18 protein-coding genes are annotated in these 15,780 nt (G+C 69.1%); 8 read left to right on the forward strand and 10 right to left on the reverse strand.

Going from position 1 to position 15,780, the window contains the following annotated elements; genetic code table 11:
• From D0D37_RS13265 to serS, 3 genes are all read right to left on the reverse strand, one after another.
• Complete coding sequence (locus D0D37_RS13265) at positions 1–1,002, reverse strand: DUF3558 family protein (RefSeq protein ID WP_116200807.1); 1,002 nt, start codon at positions 1,000–1,002, stop codon at positions 1–3.
• A 77-nt stretch (positions 1,003–1,079) separates the two neighbouring features.
• Positions 1,080–1,553 carry a hypothetical protein gene (locus tag D0D37_RS13270; RefSeq protein ID WP_116200808.1) on the reverse strand — a complete coding sequence of 158 codons (474 nt, stop codon included), beginning with the start codon at positions 1,551–1,553 and terminating at the stop codon, positions 1,080–1,082.
• A 26-nt stretch (positions 1,554–1,579) separates the two neighbouring features.
• Complete coding sequence (gene serS, locus D0D37_RS13275) at positions 1,580–2,848, reverse strand: serine--tRNA ligase (protein ID WP_116200809.1); 1,269 nt, start codon at positions 2,846–2,848, stop codon at positions 1,580–1,582.
• A 153-nt stretch (positions 2,849–3,001) separates the two neighbouring features.
• On the opposite strand from serS, the gene D0D37_RS13280 reads away from it, so the two are divergent.
• Complete coding sequence (locus tag D0D37_RS13280) at positions 3,002–4,282, forward strand: aspartate aminotransferase family protein (protein WP_116200810.1); 1,281 nt, start codon at positions 3,002–3,004, stop codon at positions 4,280–4,282.
• A 49-nt stretch (positions 4,283–4,331) separates the two neighbouring features.
• Positions 4,332–4,868: a DUF4240 domain-containing protein gene (locus D0D37_RS13285; RefSeq protein WP_116200811.1), complete on the forward strand. Its 537-nt coding sequence runs from the start codon at positions 4,332–4,334 to the stop codon at positions 4,866–4,868.
• Positions 4,869–4,901: 33 nt separating this feature from the next.
• Here the strand turns inward: D0D37_RS13285 and D0D37_RS13290 are convergent, their stop codons facing one another.
• From D0D37_RS13290 to D0D37_RS13305, 4 genes are read right to left on the reverse strand one after another with little or no spacing between them, the layout of a single operon-like run.
• Positions 4,902–5,816 carry a haloalkane dehalogenase gene (locus D0D37_RS13290; RefSeq protein WP_116200812.1) on the reverse strand — a complete coding sequence of 305 codons (915 nt, stop codon included), beginning with the start codon at positions 5,814–5,816 and terminating at the stop codon, positions 4,902–4,904.
• A 37-nt stretch (positions 5,817–5,853) separates the two neighbouring features.
• Positions 5,854–6,306: a DUF350 domain-containing protein gene (locus tag D0D37_RS13295; protein ID WP_116200813.1), complete on the reverse strand. Its 453-nt coding sequence runs from the start codon at positions 6,304–6,306 to the stop codon at positions 5,854–5,856.
• A gap of 54 nt (positions 6,307–6,360) precedes the next feature.
• Positions 6,361–7,527, reverse strand: a complete 1,167-nt coding sequence (locus D0D37_RS13300) for a glutathionylspermidine synthase family protein (protein ID WP_116200814.1) — start codon at positions 7,525–7,527, stop codon at positions 6,361–6,363.
• The gene (locus D0D37_RS13305) at positions 7,528–8,148 is read right to left on the reverse strand and encodes a hypothetical protein (RefSeq protein WP_116200815.1); all 621 of its coding nucleotides are present in this window, start codon (positions 8,146–8,148) and stop codon (positions 7,528–7,530) included.
• A gap of 97 nt (positions 8,149–8,245) precedes the next feature.
• Between D0D37_RS13305 and D0D37_RS13310 the strand changes: the two genes are divergently transcribed.
• From D0D37_RS13310 to D0D37_RS13325, 4 genes are all read left to right on the forward strand, one after another.
• The gene (locus D0D37_RS13310; RefSeq protein ID WP_116200816.1) at positions 8,246–9,229 is read left to right on the forward strand and encodes a septum formation family protein; all 984 of its coding nucleotides are present in this window, start codon (positions 8,246–8,248) and stop codon (positions 9,227–9,229) included.
• A 3-nt stretch (positions 9,230–9,232) separates the two neighbouring features.
• Positions 9,233–9,583 (forward strand): metallopeptidase family protein, encoded by a 351-nt coding sequence (locus D0D37_RS13315; RefSeq protein WP_116200817.1) that lies wholly within the window; start codon positions 9,233–9,235, stop codon positions 9,581–9,583.
• A gap of 141 nt (positions 9,584–9,724) precedes the next feature.
• On the forward strand, positions 9,725–10,978 hold the full coding sequence (locus tag D0D37_RS13320; protein ID WP_279630288.1) for an MFS transporter: 1,254 nt from the start codon (positions 9,725–9,727) through the stop codon (positions 10,976–10,978).
• Between the two features lie 56 nt (positions 10,979–11,034).
• The gene (locus D0D37_RS13325; RefSeq protein WP_208719927.1) at positions 11,035–11,493 is read left to right on the forward strand and encodes a hypothetical protein; all 459 of its coding nucleotides are present in this window, start codon (positions 11,035–11,037) and stop codon (positions 11,491–11,493) included.
• A gap of 27 nt (positions 11,494–11,520) precedes the next feature.
• Here the strand turns inward: D0D37_RS13325 and D0D37_RS13330 are convergent, their stop codons facing one another.
• The 3 genes from D0D37_RS13330 to pheA all read right to left on the reverse strand — a co-directional run bounded on the left by D0D37_RS13330 (position 11,521) and on the right by pheA (position 13,894).
• Positions 11,521–12,186 (reverse strand): DUF4232 domain-containing protein, encoded by a 666-nt coding sequence (locus D0D37_RS13330; protein ID WP_116200820.1) that lies wholly within the window; start codon positions 12,184–12,186, stop codon positions 11,521–11,523.
• 188 nt (positions 12,187–12,374) lie between these two features.
• Positions 12,375–12,992 carry a histidine phosphatase family protein gene (locus D0D37_RS13335; RefSeq protein ID WP_116200821.1) on the reverse strand — a complete coding sequence of 206 codons (618 nt, stop codon included), beginning with the start codon at positions 12,990–12,992 and terminating at the stop codon, positions 12,375–12,377.
• On the reverse strand, positions 12,989–13,894 hold the full coding sequence (gene pheA / locus D0D37_RS13340) for a prephenate dehydratase (protein ID WP_116200853.1): 906 nt from the start codon (positions 13,892–13,894) through the stop codon (positions 12,989–12,991). The genes D0D37_RS13335 and pheA overlap by 4 nt, the downstream gene beginning before the upstream one ends.
• Positions 13,895–13,992: 98 nt before the next feature.
• Here pheA and D0D37_RS13345 point away from each other — a divergent pair, with 98 nt between their 5' ends.
• Both D0D37_RS13345 and coaA read left to right on the forward strand, forming a co-directional pair.
• Positions 13,993–14,616 (forward strand): macro domain-containing protein, encoded by a 624-nt coding sequence (locus D0D37_RS13345; RefSeq protein ID WP_116200822.1) that lies wholly within the window; start codon positions 13,993–13,995, stop codon positions 14,614–14,616.
• 132 nt (positions 14,617–14,748) lie between these two features.
• Positions 14,749–15,684: a type I pantothenate kinase gene (coaA, locus tag D0D37_RS13350; RefSeq protein WP_116200823.1), complete on the forward strand. Its 936-nt coding sequence runs from the start codon at positions 14,749–14,751 to the stop codon at positions 15,682–15,684.
• Positions 15,685–15,780: the final 96 nt, after the last annotated feature.

Genomic DNA, 15,780 nt, shown 5'->3' on the forward strand with positions numbered 1-15,780 from the left:
TCAGGAGGGCAGATTCCCCGACACCATCGGGATTCCCGCCTTGATCACGTCGCACGCCTTGGTCTTGTCGGACAGCTGCCCGCTGACGATCTGGATCGAGGCGGTGTCCGAAACCGAGAGCCCGGCCGCGCAGATCACGCCGCCGGAATCGTTGAAGTTCGGGAACAGCGACCACTTCCGGCCGTTCGCGTCGATCTGCTCGGTCGGCGCGACGTCCATGCCGGGCCAGCGTTTCAGCGGCACGTCCGGGCCGACCCAGACCTCGAACGGCTTCTGCCCGCCGTCGCCGTCGGTGTCTTTCCACAGGCAGTAGGTCACGTTGGGCGTGATGACCTTGGAGCTGTCCAGTTCGCCGTTCGGCACCATCTTCAACTGCTGCGCCTGCTCCGGCTTCAGCAGCTGACACGGGTTGACCGACGCGAGCGGCCCGGTCGGCGCGGTGCCCTCCGGCGGGGTGCTCGGCGTGATCGGCGGCGCGGGCTGCCCGCCCGGCAGATGCGCGGCCGCCTGCGGAATGACCTTCTTCGCGCGCTCGCACGCCTGTGCTTCGTCCGAAAAGGACACGCTCACGAAGGCGAACGACTTCGGCCCGAGCGTCGTGTACAGGTCGCAGCTGCCGCCCATGAACCCGGCGTAGCGCGTCCACGGAAACCCGCCCAGTTGCACCGGATCGGCCTTCTTGATCGCGCCCTGGAGGTAGTCGTCGAGGCTCAGGTCCACCGACCAGCCGACGGACATGACGATCGTGTGCTCGGTGTCCGTCGCGGTCCACAGGCACATCGCGGGCGCGCGCTGCGCCTTGCTGGCCTTCACCGACCTGCCCGGCGGCTTGTAACCGAGCCCGGCGAGCTGCTTCGCGTCGAGCAGCGAGCACGGGTCGACGACCTGCGTGACCGGCCCCTGTCCCGGCACCGGCGAAGCCACGCCGCTCACCTGCTGCGTGCACCCGGCGAGCAGCATCGCGACCGCCGCCAGGGCGACCGCCGCTCCCTTGAACCTCATCAGCTGCCTCCTCCGCTCCGCACCCTACTGACCAGCGGGGTCCGGCACCTGCGGAACGGGAAGGAACAACCCGGCGATCACGGTTTCGGTACCGCGCGGCGCAGAACGGCCGCGCTCACCCCGGAAGCGAGCACGACCGCTGCCGCCGCGACGAGCACGATCGCCATCGTGGCCCCGCTCACCTGCGGACGGTTCGGATGCGAGTTCGGCACCGTCAGCACGACCCCGGCGCCTGCCGTCGCGACCACCAGCCCGAGCAGCCAGATCCGCAGCGAGCCCTGGCGAAGCGTGGTGCTGAATTTCGCGTCGGCAGAACGGAAAAACGGCCGCCGGTCCCGCCCGCGGAGCAGCATGACCCCGCTGATGACCGCGCAGAACGCCGCGGCGGCGATCAGCATCAGCCCGAACTGGAACGACGGATGCGTGCGCGGCTGCGCGGTGAACAGCAACCAGCAAGCGGTCGCGAACACCGCGAAGGCCAGCGCATAGTCCACTGTGGCCAGTAGGCCCGCCTTGCGCAGGGCAGGGAAGAGGGCTCTGTCGGATTCCATCTGAGGTTGTCTCGCCTTCGCGAAGATCAGCGCTTGACCGGCTCCAGGACCTCAAGCCCGCCGAGGAACGGACGCAGCGCCACGGGCACCCGGACCGAACCGTCGGGCTGCTGGTGGTTTTCCACGATCGCGACGATCCAGCGCGTGGTCGCCAGCGTGCCGTTCAGCGTGGCGGCCGTCTGCGGTTTGCCGTTGTCGTCGCGGTAGCGGACCGACAGCCGGCGGGCCTGGAACGTGGTGCAGTTGGACGTCGAGGTCAGCTCGCGGTAGGTCTCCTGCGTCGGGACCCACGCCTCGCAGTCGTACTTGCGGTAGGCGGACGTGCCGAGGTCGCCGGTCGCGGTGTCGATGACCCGGTACGGGACCTCGATCGCGGCGAGCATGTCCTCTTCCCAGCCCAGCAGCCGCTCGTGTTCGGCCTCGGCCTCCTCCGGCTTGGCGAAGACGAACATCTCGACCTTGTCGAACTGGTGCACGCGGATGATGCCGCGGGTGTCCTTGCCGTACGACCCGGCCTCGCGGCGGTAACACGACGACCAGCCGGCGTAGCGGCGCGGACCGGCTCCGAGGTCGAGGATCTCGTCCGAGTGGTAGCCCGCGAGCGGGACCTCCGACGTGCCGACCAGGTACAGGTCGTCGTCGCGCAGCCGGTACACCTCCGACGAGTGCGCGCCGAGGAAGCCGGTGCCGGCCATGATCTCCGGGCGCACCAGCGACGGCGTGATCATCGGCGTGAAGCCGTTCGCCATCGCGCGCGCCACGGCCATGTTCAGCAGGGCCAGCTGCAGCTGCGCGCCGACGCCGCACAGGAAGTAGAACCGCGAGCCCGACACCTTCGCGCCGCGCTCCATGTCGAGCGCGCCGAGGCCTTCCATCAGCTCGAGGTGGTCGCGCGGGGCGAAGTCGAACGACGGCACCTCGCCGACGGTCTTCAGCACCGCGAAGTCGTCCTCGCCGCCGATCGGCGCGTCCGGGTGCACCAGGTTCGGCAGGACGCGGAACAGCTGGTCGAACTCCTCCGAGGCCTCGTTCTGCTCGACCTCGGCGGCCTTGACCTGCGCCGACAGGTCCTTGGCGCGGGCGAGCAGGGCGGGCTTCTCCTCCGGGGAGGCCTTCGGCACCTGCTTGGACACGGACTTCTGCTCGGCCCGCAGCTTGTCGGCGGTGGCGATCGCAGAGCGGCGACGCGTGTCGAGGCCGAGCAGCTTGTCGACCACTCCCTCGTCCTCGCCACGGGCACGCTGCGACGCGCGCACGGCTTCCGGGTCTTCGCGCAGAGTCCTGGGGTCAATCACGGACAGAAGGGTAGTCGCAGGCCAGCCGTGAGTTCGACGCGGTTTCCCGTACACACTGTGCGGCGCCCTGAAGACAACCCGACAGTCTGATCGTTGTCGCCCGTTTCCCGCGCTCCCCATACTCGCTAGAACCCCGGAGCGGAGGGAACTCACATGACCGACGACCTGCTCTCGCGCCACCGCGCGGTGCTCCCGTCCTGGATGTCCCTGCTGTACGACGAGCCGATCGAAATCGTGCACGCGCAGGATCGCCGGCTCACCGATTCCGCCGGCCGCACCTACCTCGACTTCTTCGCCGGCGTGCTCACCAACGCCATGGGCTACGACATCGCCGCGATCAGCGACGCCGTCCGCAAGCAGCTGGACACCGGCGTCCTGCACACCTCGACGCTGTACCTGATCCGCTCGCAGGTGGAGCTTGCCGAGCGGATCGCGGAGCGCTCCGGCATCCCGGACGCGAAGGTGTTCTTCACCAACTCCGGCAGCGAGGCGAACGACACCGCGCTGATGCTCGCCACCCAGTACCGCCGCAGCAACCAGGTGCTGGCGATGCGGAACTCCTACCACGGCCGGTCGTTCGGAACGGTCGCGATCACCGGCAACCGCGGCTGGTCGGCGTCTTCGCTGAGCCCGATCAAGGTCAACTACGTCCACGGCGGCTACCGCTACCGCAGCCCCTTCCGCGACCTGCCCGACGCGGCCTACATCGACGCCTGCGTCGCCGACCTGGTGGAACTCCTGGAAACCGCCACCGCGGGCGACGTGGCCTGCCTGATCGCCGAGCCGATCCAGGGCGTCGGCGGTTTCAGCTCGCCGCCGGACGGCCTGTTCAAGGCGATGAAGGAAGTCCTGGACGAGCACGGCATCCTGTTCGTCTCCGACGAGGTCCAGACCGGCTGGGGCCGCACCGGCGACCACTACTGGGGCATCCAGGCCCACGACGTGGTGCCGGACATGATGACCTTCGCCAAGGGACTGGGAAACGGCCTGGCAGTAGGCGGCGTGGTCGCCAGGGGCGACGTCATGGACTGCTTCCAGGCAGAGTCGTTCTCCACCTTCGGCGGCAACCCGGTGTCCATGCAGGGCGCGCTCGCCGTCCTGGACTACATCGACGACCACGACCTGCAAGCCAACTGCAAAGCCCGGGGCGACCAGCTGATGCGGGGCCTGCGCGCGGCGAACAGCCCCTTCGTCGGCGAAGTACGCGGCAAGGGCCTGATGATCGGCGTGGAACTCGTCGAACCCGGCACCACGACGCCGAATGTCGCCGCCGCCAAACAGATGCTGGAAGAAACCAAAAAGCGCGGCCTGCTCATCGGAAAGGGCGGTCTGCACAAAAACGTACTGCGCATCGGCCCGCCGATGACGCTCACCGAAGCCGAGGCCGCCGAAGGGCTGCAGATCCTGCTCGACTCACTGGCCGCTCTGTCCTGACCGCTCGGCCCCGCGGTTTTGTCGTACCCCGGTGCGAAGATCCGTGCTCATGAAGACCGAACAGTTCTGGGCCCTGATCGACGAGGCACGCGGTCAGGCGTCCGCACCGGACGACAGCTACGAAGTAGCCGAACAAGCCTGCGCGCTGCTCGCCGCGCGTCCGCGGAAGGAGATCGTGGCCGCCCAGCAGATCATCTGCGACCTGCTGGACGACTCCTACCGCGGGCCGCTGTGGGCAGCCGCCTACCTGGTCAACGGCGGCTGCTCCGACGACGGCTTCGACTACTTCCGCGGCTGGCTGATCCTGCGAGGCCGGGAAGTCTTCGAGCGGATCGTGGCCGCCCCGGACGAACTGGACGACCTGCCCGCGGCGCGCGAGGCCGTGACGGACGGCGAAGAACTGGAGTGCGAAGCCACCCTGGGCATCGCTTCGAGCGCGCACCTCGACGCGACCGGAGAGGAGCTTCCCGCTGACTCGTTCACCATCCGGTACCCGCCGCTGGACCCCGACTGGGAGTTCGATTACGAGGACGCCGCCGAGATGCGGCGCAGGCTGCCTCGCTTGGCCGCGGTCTGCTTGAACTGATTCCGCGGCACTGCATCCTGCCCGGCTGGCCGGTCAGCGCCGGACGAAGCGGGCCACGTGCTCGGCGAGCGCCTCCCCCGCGTCCTCCTGCAGGAAGTGCCCGGCGCCGGCGATCGTCGGGTGGTCCAGACCAGCCGCCCCGCGCATCGACCGCTGCAGAATCGGCCCCATCGCCCCGGTGATCGGATCCCCATCGGAGAACGCACACAGGAACGGCACGTCCAACTCCGTCAGTACAGCCCAAGCCGCCCGGTTGGCCTCCGACGCCGGATCATCCGGCCGCGTCGGCACCAGCCCGGGCATGGCCCGCGGTCCAGCCTTGTACATCTCGTTCGGGAACGGCGCGTCGTAAGCCGCCCGGACCTCCTCCGACAGCGGCGTCTGGCACCCAGACTGCACACACCGCCCGACGTCCAGGATCTGCGCGCCCTCGACCGCCTCGCGGAACTTGTGCCACACCGGCGGCATGTCCACGTCTCCGGTCGGCAGCCCGGTGTTGGCCGCGACCACCCCGGCGATCCGCCCCGGGTTCTCGGCCACCAGCCGCAGCCCGATCAGCCCGCCCCAGTCCTGCCCCACGACCGTGACGCCGTTCAGCCCCAGGACGTCGAACGAGAACCGGCGCATCCACTCGACGTGCCGCGCGTAGCTGTGGTCGACGATCTCCGCGGGCTTGTCCGACCGGCCGAACCCGACCAGGTCCGGCGCGATCGCCCGCAGCCCGGCGTCGGCCAGCACCGGAAGCATCTTCCGGTAGAGGTAGGACCAGCTCGGCTCGCCGTGGAGCAGCAGAACGGGCGGCCCGTCCGCGGGCCCGGCCTCGACGTAGCCGACTCTGATCAGCCCGCCGTCCGGGTCGGACAGATCGGTGTAGCGAGGTTCGAAGGCGAAATCGGGCAGGTCCGCGAACCGGTCTTCCGGCGTCCTGAGGAGTCGCACGGTTCCCACGTTAGTGGGAACGGGACCGCGCGGCAGTGCGCGAACGCTACGAAATCGCCACCGCGACGACCAGCCCGAGCCCGAGGTGCGCCGCCGCGACGACGACGCTCGCCGGCGCGAACTTGTCGCTCTGGATCGTGGACCCGACGTCGATCCGGGTCGCCCACTCCAGCAGCCGTACCCCCAGCACCTGCACGATGACCCCGATCAGGCCGTAGACCAGCGACGTGATCAGCCCGGCGGTCAGGTCGCTCGCGGAGCTGTAGATCGCCACGACCACGATGAACGCCATCGACAGCAGCCCGGACGCGGTCACGATCACCGCGTTCGGCAGCCCTCGGGTGACCAGCTTCGACAGCTTGCCCGGGGTGGTGAAGTCGATCGCATAGAAGCCGGCGAACATCAGCAGCAGGCCGACGATGCCGTACAGCAGGATCGCGCCGATGCCGCGCACGAGGTCGGAACCGAACGTTGCGGGCAGCGCGAGCGTCGTGGACACGAAGTCTCCCTGGATGGCCGAGTCAGCTCAGCAAATCGGACATCCAGGGTTTTATCACGACTCCGGAATGCGGTGCGGGACAAACGCCGCACCGTCGTCGGTGACGAGTCCGCTGGTCTCGCGGATGCCGAGCCCCGCCGAGGAGTCCCCGACGATCCACGCGCCGAGCGCGGGCCGGTACCCGTCGAACTCCGGCAGCGGATCGAACGCCTGGTAGACGTAGCCCTCCGCGCCGTAGACGCCGTCGGTCTGCGTTTCGTACCCGGTGGCGACGATCTGCACGTTCGCGCCCTCGCGGCCGAGCTTCGGCTTGCGCACGTACTCGGTGAGCAGGCCGGGGTCGTCAGCGAACGCGGGCAGCAGGTTCGGGTGCCCGGGGTAGTTCTCCCACAGCACCGCCAGCAGCGTCTTGTTCGACAGCAGCATCTTCCACAGCGGCTCGACCCACAGCGTGCGCGGCATGGTCTCGATCGCGAACTTGCCGAACTCCTCGTCGACGACCCATTCCCACGGGTACAGCTTCACCACCGTGGACATCTGCGCCTCGGCGAGGTCGACGAACCGCTTGAGCACCGGGTCCCAGCCGATCTCCTCGATCGCGAGCCCCACCGTGTCGAGCCCGGCCTCGGCCGCGGTCTCCTGCAGGTACGCCGTGGTCACGTGGTCCTCGCCGCTCGGGTCGGCCGCGGACCAGGTGAAGTGCAGTTCGTTCGACGGCAGCTTGCCGCCGATCTCCGCCCAGCGCTCCACCAGCTTCTCGTGGATGGAGTTCCACTGGTCGTCCTCCGGGAAGACGTCGGTCTTCCAGTGCCACTGCAGCAGCGACGCCTCGAGCAGCGTGGTCGGCGTGTCCGCGTTGTACTCCAGCAGCTTGGCCGGCGATTTGCCGTCGTAGCGCAGGTCGAAGCGGCCGTAGACGTGCGGATCCTGGCGCTTCCACGACTCCGCGATGTGCGGCCACACCCACTCCGGGATGCCGAAGCGCTGGTACTGCTCGGTGGTCACGACGTTGTCGACGGCCTCCAGGCACATCGAGTGCAGCAGTTCGACGTCCGCCTCGAGCGAGAGCACCTCGTCCATGTCGAAGACGTAGTGCACCGACTCGTCCCAGTACGGCCGCGGCTTGCCGGTGCCGTCGCGCGCCGGGGTGCCGTAGACCAGGCCCTGCTCTTCGACGATCCGCTGCCAGTCGCGGCGCGGTTCCCGCCGGTCCCGATACACCTACGAGCCTCCGCTCTTGCCGGTTCCGCCGGTGCCTCCGGAGGTGCCGCTCTTGCCGCTGATGCCGAACCCGCCCCGCTGGATGCTGGAGCCCGACTTGGTCGAAACGTTGGTGTTGCCCGACGGCGCGGTGTAGCTGCCGCCGGAGACGCGCTGCCCGACGTTGCCGGTGCCGCCGTAGTTGTAGTGGTACTGCGAGTAGCCGCCGCCCGGGAGCGGGATGAACCAGAACCCGCCGCTGTAGTGCCCGCCGTGGGTCTGGGCGTAGTTCTCGGTGCAGTAGTCGTCGTTCTGGATGACCCCGTCGGACGTGGTGCAGACCGCGGTGACCTCGGCGGGCTTCGCGATCGTGTAGAACGTCGCGACCAGCCCGACCAGACCGACGGTGACCCCGCTGCCGATCAGGATCTTGCGTTTGGTGGCCGCCTTCGCGTCCGCCGCCTCCCGCGCCGCGGCGGCTTCCTGCCGTTCGCGTTCCTGGTCGGCGAGGGCCTGTTTGCGGGCCCGTTGTTCGGCCACCGAGGGCTGCCGCGGCTGCGTGTTCGCGTCCTGGAACCGCATCGAACCCGGCTTCGTCGGCTCCTCGGGCGGCTGCACGCCGCTGTTGTCGTCTTGCGTCATGTGCGCTCCGTAATCCCCCAGCACTGCAAACCCCGCGTTCCACCCTAATCGACCCGGCACACGCGCGGTTCATGCGGCGCGGGCATCATGGGTATCGATGTCTCAACGCTCGGAGCGGTTCCCTTCGCGTATGCAGACCCTGACCACCCGCGTGGTGATGGCCGGGGTGTTCTTCGGCGCGGTCATCGCGCTGGCCTTGAGCGTCGCCTTCTCCTGGACCGACACGCTCGCCGGCGGCGCGGGCGGCGGGGAGGGCAAGCTCAGCGAGGCCGCTCAGCAGGCGTTCCACTCGCCGCCGGGCACCTGCCTGGCCTGGAACGCCAAGGACGCCTCGGACGCGCACCAGGTGCCGTGCGAGCAGCCGCACCTGTTCGAGGTCACCACGGTGGTCGACATCGGCGCGAAGTTCCCGCAGCAGGCTCCGTTCCCGAGCCTCGACCAGTGGCAGGACATCGCGCAGCAGCAGTGCAACAGCGACGTGCGGCCGTACCTCGGCCACCCGCTCGACCCGTACGGCAAGCTCACCACGAACCTGCTGCGGCCGACCTCGGCGCAGTGGTCCCAGGGCGACCGCCAGCTGCGCTGCGGCCTGCAGTTCGCCGGTCCGGGCGGAACCCTGCAGCCCACCACGGGCGCGGCGAAGACCCAGGACCAGTCGATGGTGTGGGCCCCGGGCACCTGCCTCGCGCTGGTGGGCAAGGGCGTCGGCGATCCGGTCGACTGCAGCAAGCCGCACTCCTACGAAATGATCGCGACGCTCGACCTCGCCTCGCACTTCAAGGACGGCTACCCGAAGCTGGACGACCAGAAGGCCTGGCTCGACACCGAGTGCAACAAGGCCGCGAAGGACTACACCGGCACCTCCGACCTGTCGTCGAAGAAGCTCACGCTGGGCTGGGACTCGCGCGAGCAGGAGAGCTGGGACGCCGGGTCCACCAAGGTCAACTGCAAGGTCGCGGCCACGCTGCAGGACGGCAGCGGGTTCCAGGCGGTCACCGGCAGCGTGAAGAGCGGGTCGTCCGGATCGTCCGGTCAGCAGCAGAGCCCGCCGCCCAGTTCGGGCGCCACCGGAGGCAACTGAGGCATGCCGGTCGAGATGAGCCAGGCCCGGTTCGAGGAACTCGTGGCCGACGCGCTCGACCAGGTGCCCGCGGAGTTCGCCGCGGCGATGGACAACGTCGTGGTGCTGGTCGAGGAGTTCAATGAAGAAGCGCCGGACATCCTCGGGCTCTACCACGGCATCGCGCTCACCGAGCGCACCAGCCACTACAGCGGAGCGCTGCCGGACCGGATCTCGATCTACCGGGAGCCGATCCTCGGCATCTGCGACACCGAGGACGACGTCGTCGAGGAAGTGCTGATCACCGTGATGCACGAACTCGGCCACCACTTCGGCATCGACGACGAGCGGTTGCACGAACTCGGCTGGGGCTGATTCCGGCGGAATCCCGCCGGCCCGTTGATCTTCCCTGCTCGACTTCGCACCGCCACCACGGAAAACACCGAAGGTCACCAAAGCGTCACGGAACGCCGTTGATCTCTTTAGACTGTCCTGATCAGGCAGTTTCCTGTTCCCGTGAGGTGGTTTGTGTCGCATCGGACGACGGACGGCCGGCTGCGCTGGCTGCTCGCTTCGAGCGGCATGTCGAACCTCGCCGATGGCATCGCCAAGGTCGCCTTCCCGCTGCTAGCCACCAAGCTCACCCATGATCCGGTGGAGATCGCCGCGCTGTCGGCGGTGCAGTTCCTGCCGTGGCTGCTGTTCGCCATCCCGGCCGGCACGCTCGTCGACCGGATCGACCGCAAGAAGGCGATGGTCGCCGCGAACGCGGTGCGCGCGCTCGTGGTCGCCGGGGTCACCGCGCTGCTCGCGTTCGGTTCGGTGGAGATCTGGACGATCTACGTCGCGTCGCTGCTCGTGGGCATCGCGGAGACGGTCGCGGAGAGCGCGGCGAACGTGCTGCCGCCCTCGCTGGTCGAGGCGGACCGGCTGGAGAGCGCCAACAGCAAGCTGCAGGCCTGCGAGATCGTCGGCCAGACCTTCCTCGGCGGGCCGGTCGGCAGCGCCACCTTCGCGATGTTCGCGGTCTTCCCGTTCCTGCTCTCCTCGGTCGGGTTCGCGGTCGGCGCCGCGGTGCTGCTGGGCATGGCGGGCAGCTACCGGCCGCGGCAGGAAACCAAGTCGCAGATCCGCGCGGATTTCGCGGACGGCTTCCGCTGGCTGCGCGGGCATTCACTGCTGTTGCGGCTGCTCACGATCGCTGGCCTGCTCAGCCTGATCAGTGAGCTGGCCCAGGCGCAACTGGTCCTGTACGCGCTGGAAGACCTGCATTTGTCCGACGCCACGTTCGGCGCTTTCGCGTTCGTCGGCGGTGCCGGTGGCCTGCTCGGAGCCGGGCTGACGCCGCGGCTGGTCCGGCGCATCGGACGGCGGACGGTCCTGGTCGGCGGGGTGTTGTTCTGCGCGCTCGGCTTCGGTGGCATGGGGCTGGTTCGCCAGCCGGTGGTGTCCGCGGTGCTGTTCGGCGTCTTCGCGGCAGCGGTGGTGGCGGTGAACGTGGTGCTCGCGACAGCGCGCCACACGCTCGTGCCGGGCGAGCTGCTCGGCCGCGTGCTCGGGGTCTGGCGCACCGTCGTCTGGGGCGCGATTCCGCTCGGCGCGCTGCTCGGCGGACTGCTCACGAAGTGGCTCGGTTCGGCGGGCGACACCTTCACCGCTTCCGGCGTTCTGCTGCTGTTCGTGACCGCCTATGCACTGTTCGCGCTGCGTGGCCGCCCGCTCGATGACAAAACGGCCTCGACCGGGGACGGAGCCCGTTCGCAGCAGTGATCCGGCCCGGTTTTGGTGCTGAAATAGCAGCTCACCCCGGCCGCCGGAGGTACGTGATGACTGCGCTCGACACTCCGCCGCTGCCAGACGACGACCGCGACACCGAGCTTGAATCACCACCGCCTGCTTCACGGCGGCCGCTCGTTCTCGCCGCCGTCGCCGGGTTCGTGCTCGGCATCTGCGTGGTCGGGCTGCTGTGGGGGTTGTCCGGCCAGCGCGCCGGAGCGAATGTCGACGCCGCGGCCGCGTGCGCCGCTTTCGCTCGCGCTGGGCACATCCCGGACACCACCGGCGGCGTCGACGCGGCACAGTTCACCCGGATGTCCGACGATTCGGTGCACCGCGTCACTGGCGCGACGGAGCTGGCCAAGGCGGCGGCGACGTTCGACGGCGAGTACCAGCCGCTGGCCAAGAGCCTGGACGCGGTGAACAAGATGGTGCTCAGCAGCCGCTTCGACAACCGCGATCAGCAGGCCGCGGTCGTCCAGGTCGAACAACTCTGCGCGCGGGGCTGACCCCACGCGCAGAGCTATTTGCGCTGGTCAGTCCTTGTGCACGGTCTTCACGCCGAGCTGCTTGCCCGGGATGTTCGTGCCCGCGCAGCCGAGGCCGTCGAGCGGCACGAACTTCGACGCCGTCTCCTGCGGCAGGTATACGCGAAGCCCCTTGACCTGGGTCGGCTTGCAGACGGCCGGGTCGAAGTTGCGCACCTGCGCGAACTGCAGGTCGGCCGCGGCAGTCTGGCCGGGAGCCAGCTTCACCGGCGCGCCCTTGGTGCCGTCGCGATCGGCGGCCGGGCCGATCTGCGCGCCGTTTTCACCGCCGACATAGGACACGCCCGGGAAGCCCTGGATCGTGCACGGCGTGCTGCTGGTGTTCTTGATCAGCAGCGGCCGGTACTCCGAACCCGCACCGGCGTCGCCGCCGCCCAGCGACAGGGAAACGTCGCCCGCCTTGCACAGGCCGTTGTCAGCTGGCGGTTTCTCGGCCGGTGCCGCACCGCCGCTCGGGGCGGCCGACGTGGAAGAAGGGGCAGAAGACGCGGCGGACGATGCCGACGACATCGGACTGCTCGACGGGGTGTCCGAACTCGCCGGGCCGCTCGCGGCGGGAGCGCCCTGGCCGCACGCGGAAAGCAGCAGCGCCCCCGACGCGCCCACTGCGGACAGGAAGACCAGGGAAAACCACGGTTTCTTCGTGTTTGCCATCTCACTCGCCTCGCTGTGCTGGTGAACGCCGAACTGGTGGAACCTTCATCCGGAGGACGTGCCAGGTCCGGACGGGGTTGCTCCGCATCCGGTGAGTTCCCCACCGGCCCCGGCTTCACTCAGCGTTTCCCCGCACGAGTGAGCTGGCTCTCGTGAGTGGCAATCCCGGTTCTAACCGGGATTGCCACTCACGACAGCCACGTGTCCACCCACCGCACGCACTCCCACCCGCTCTCCCGGGCCCGCAACTCCACAAACTTCGTATTCGGGATCAACGCTTCATTCGCCAGCTCCGCAGGCACGTTCGAGGCCAGCCACTCCCCGGCGAGCCGAATCGCCCCGCCGTGACTCACCAACACCACCACCCCGTCCGGCGAAGTTTCCTCGTGCTTGGCCCGCAGCTCGTTGGCCGCGCCGAGCATCCGGTCGCGCACCTGCGTGCCGGTCTCGCCGCCGGGGATCGCGACGTCCAGGTCGCCTTCGGTCCACGCCTTCACGACGCGCAGGTAGATCCCGATCGAGTCCAGGTCGGTGTTGCCCTCGAGATCCCCGGCGTCGACCTCCTTGACGCCCTCGATCACCTGCACGTCGAACCCGAACGCCTCGGCCAGCGGCGCCGCGGTCTGCTGCGCACGCACCGCTTCCGACGCGTACACCGCCACGATCGGCTCGGATTTCAGCTGCTCAGCGAGCGCCGCAGCCTGCTCCCGGCCGAGTTCGGTGAGCGGCGGACCCGGCAACGCGGTGTCCAGCGCGCGGCGGACGTTGCCTTCCGTCTGCCCATGCCGGACCAGCAACAACCTCATGCGCCTTCTCCCTTCAAAACCGCATCGACCCACGCCTGCGCGTCGAGGAAATCCTGGTTCCCCGCACCGTCCTCGATCGTGGCCGCGACCTCGTCAGCCCGTGGATACGAACCGAGAAAGCGCAGGTGAGAGCGTCGGCGCAGGGCGGCCATCGCGTCGATGATCCGCGGCTCGGCGAGGTGGCCCTCGAAGTCGATGAAGAACCGGTACTCGCCGAAGTTGTTGCGGGTCGGCCGGGCGTCGATCCGGGTCAGGTTGATCCCGCGACCGGCCAGCTCGACCAGCAGGTCGGACAGCGTGCCGGTGCGGTTGACCGCGGCCGCGACGATCGACGTGCGGTCGGCACCGGTGGGCGCGGGCAGTTCGCCGGGGCGGCGCACCATCAGGAACCGGGTCTGCGCGTCGCGGACGTCGGCGACACCGGTCGCCAGCTCCTCCAGCGGGTAGTGCTCGATCGCGACCGGCGCGGACACCGCCGCGTCGAAATCGCCCTCGACCACGCCGACCGCCGCCGCCGCGGTGGACGACGAGGCGACCGGGGTGGCGTCCGGCAGGTTCGCCTCCAGCCATTCGCGCACCTGGGCGAGCGCGTGCGGATGGCTGGCGACGGTGCGGATTTCGCCGCTGCCCGGCCGTTTGAGCACGCTGAAGTGGATGGGCAGGATCGTCTCGGCGGTGGCGACAAGCGGGTCCCCGTCGCTGAGTCCGTCGAGCGTCGCGGGGACGACGCCTTCGACGGAGTTCTCGATGGGCACGCACGCGGCGTCCGCGGTGCCGTCGCGGACGGCCTGCAGCGCCAGCCGGACGGTCTCGTAGGGGGTCAGGTCCTCGCCCGGCGCGAGCGCGCGGGCGGCCTGCTCGGTGAACGTGCCCTGAGGGCCGAAATACGCGATCCGCAACACGACCGTCAGGCTAGCGACCGCGCGCGTGGCGCTTTTCACTCGGACAGCCGGTGGCTAAACCGGTTACGCCGGGTGGCGTTTTTTGCCATGCTTGCACGGTGACCGCCGACTCAGGCACACACGCCGGGCACGGGGAAGCCGTTTCGCCGGATCCTCCCCGAACGCCGGAATTGGTGCTGTGCGCCGTCGATGAACCGCTCGCCGCGGCGTGGACCTCCGCCGTGGCGGGCTTCGGCGGCTCCGTCCGGGTGCACCGCGGTTCGGTGCTCGACATCGCCGCGCAAGCCGTCGTCAGCCCGGCCAACTCCTACGGCTGGATGCGCGGCGGGATCGACGCGGTCTACGCGCGGGCGTTCCCCGGCATCGAGCAGAGCGTGCGCAGCGCGGTACTGGCTTCTTACGGCGGTGAGCTGCCGATCGGCGAGTCGGTGATCGTCCCGACCGGCGAGCCCGAACCGGCGTGGCTGATCAGCGCGCCGACCATGCGCGAGCCCGGCGAACGGCTGCCCGCCGACACCGTCCACCCGTATCTCGCGGCGCGCGCGGTGTTCCTGCAATGGCGGCGCGGACAGCTGGATTCCGGCCCGGTCGCCTCGGCCGTGCGGACGATCGCGATGCCCGGACTCGGCACCGGAGTCGGCGGCGTGGCGCCGGCTACGTGCGCCCGGCAGGTCGCCGCGGCGTGGCAGGAAGTCTTCGGGGCCAACGGTCACCTTCGGTGATCGCTCCCTCCCGGATCCGGGGTGCGTGCATCACATCACAGCGCGTTCACGCGCGGTAAGCCCTACCGTTGATACGGCGTTACGGAAGTAGCGCAGACGGAGCCAGCGCAGGCGACGGCCGAGGAGTGTGCGATGCCCACACGGGTCCGTGAACTCAGCCCTTATGTAGAGCTGCATCGGGAACAGTGGCGGGAGCTGCGCAGCTCCACTCCGCTGCCGCTGACCGCGGACGAGCTGGTCCGGCTCCGCGGGCTCGGGGAGCAGATCGATCTCGCCGAGGTCGCCGACGTGTACCTGCCGCTTTCGCGGCTGATCAACCTCCAGGTGAAGGCCCGGCAACAGCTGTACGAGGCCACCACGACGTTCCTCGGCGAGGACTGTCGCAACACCAAGGCTCCGTTCGTGATCGGCGTCGCGGGCAGTGTCGCGGTCGGCAAGTCGACCACCGCCCGGATCCTGCGCACCCTGCTCGCCCGCTGGCCCGACCACCCGCGCGTCGACCTCGTGACGACCGACGGGTTCCTCTACCCGCGCGACGAGCTGACCCGGCGCGGGATCATGCACCGCAAGGGTTTCCCGGAAAGCTACGACCGGCGCGCGCTGCTGCGGTTCGTCACCGAGGTGAAGTCCGGGGCCGAACGGGTCGCCGCGCCGGTGTACTCGCACCTGGCCTACGACATCCTCCCGGACCAGGAACAGGTCGTGGAACGGCCGGACATCCTCATCATCGAGGGGCTGAACGTCCTGCAGCCCGGGCCGAGCCTGACCGTTTCCGATCTGTTCGACTTTTCGATTTACGTCGACGCGCACATCGACGACATCGAGCATTGGTACGTCGAGCGATTCCTGAAGCTGCGGCACACCGCGTTCGCCGACCCGGCCTCGCACTTCCACCACTTCGCCGGCCTGGACGACGACGAGGCCCGCGAAGAAGCGCGGCACCTCTGGCGCACCATCAACGAGCCGAACCTGATGGAGAACATCAAGCCGACTCGTCCCCGTGCGACTCTCGTGCTCCGCAAGGACGCCGACCACGCCATCAACCGTGTTCGACTGCGGAAACTCTGACCTTCACCCACACGCGTCTCACTAGTCTCCCTCTGCACAACGGCGGGGTAATTGACCGATCGGCCAGCGTCTTCGTAACCACTTGGCCGATACCAG

This window comes from Amycolatopsis circi, from assembly GCF_003385235.1.
GTDB lineage: Bacteria > Actinomycetota > Actinomycetes > Mycobacteriales > Pseudonocardiaceae > Amycolatopsis > Amycolatopsis circi.

Bases quoted from the DNA above. Each gene is read 5' to 3' on its own strand.
- D0D37_RS13330 (WP_116200820.1), bottom strand. From the start codon at position 12,186: ATGGCAAACACGAAGAAACCGTGGTTTTCCCTGGTCTTCCTGTCCGCA.
- D0D37_RS13270 (WP_116200808.1), bottom strand. From the start codon at position 1,553: ATGGAATCCGACAGAGCCCTCTTCCCTGCCCTGCGCAAGGCGGGCCTA.
- D0D37_RS13265 (WP_116200807.1), bottom strand. From the start codon at position 1,002: ATGAGGTTCAAGGGAGCGGCGGTCGCCCTGGCGGCGGTCGCGATGCTG.
- D0D37_RS13285 (WP_116200811.1), top strand. From the start codon at position 4,332: ATGAAGACCGAACAGTTCTGGGCCCTGATCGACGAGGCACGCGGTCAG.
- D0D37_RS13335 (WP_116200821.1), bottom strand. From the start codon at position 12,992: ATGAGGTTGTTGCTGGTCCGGCATGGGCAGACGGAAGGCAACGTCCGC.
- coaA (WP_116200823.1), top strand. From the start codon at position 14,749: ATGCCCACACGGGTCCGTGAACTCAGCCCTTATGTAGAGCTGCATCGG.
- D0D37_RS13325 (WP_208719927.1), top strand. From the start codon at position 11,035: ATGACTGCGCTCGACACTCCGCCGCTGCCAGACGACGACCGCGACACC.
- D0D37_RS13280 (WP_116200810.1), top strand. From the start codon at position 3,002: ATGACCGACGACCTGCTCTCGCGCCACCGCGCGGTGCTCCCGTCCTGG.
- D0D37_RS13310 (WP_116200816.1), top strand. From the start codon at position 8,246: ATGTCTCAACGCTCGGAGCGGTTCCCTTCGCGTATGCAGACCCTGACC.
- D0D37_RS13305 (WP_116200815.1), bottom strand. From the start codon at position 8,148: ATGACGCAAGACGACAACAGCGGCGTGCAGCCGCCCGAGGAGCCGACG.
- D0D37_RS13315 (WP_116200817.1), top strand. From the start codon at position 9,233: ATGCCGGTCGAGATGAGCCAGGCCCGGTTCGAGGAACTCGTGGCCGAC.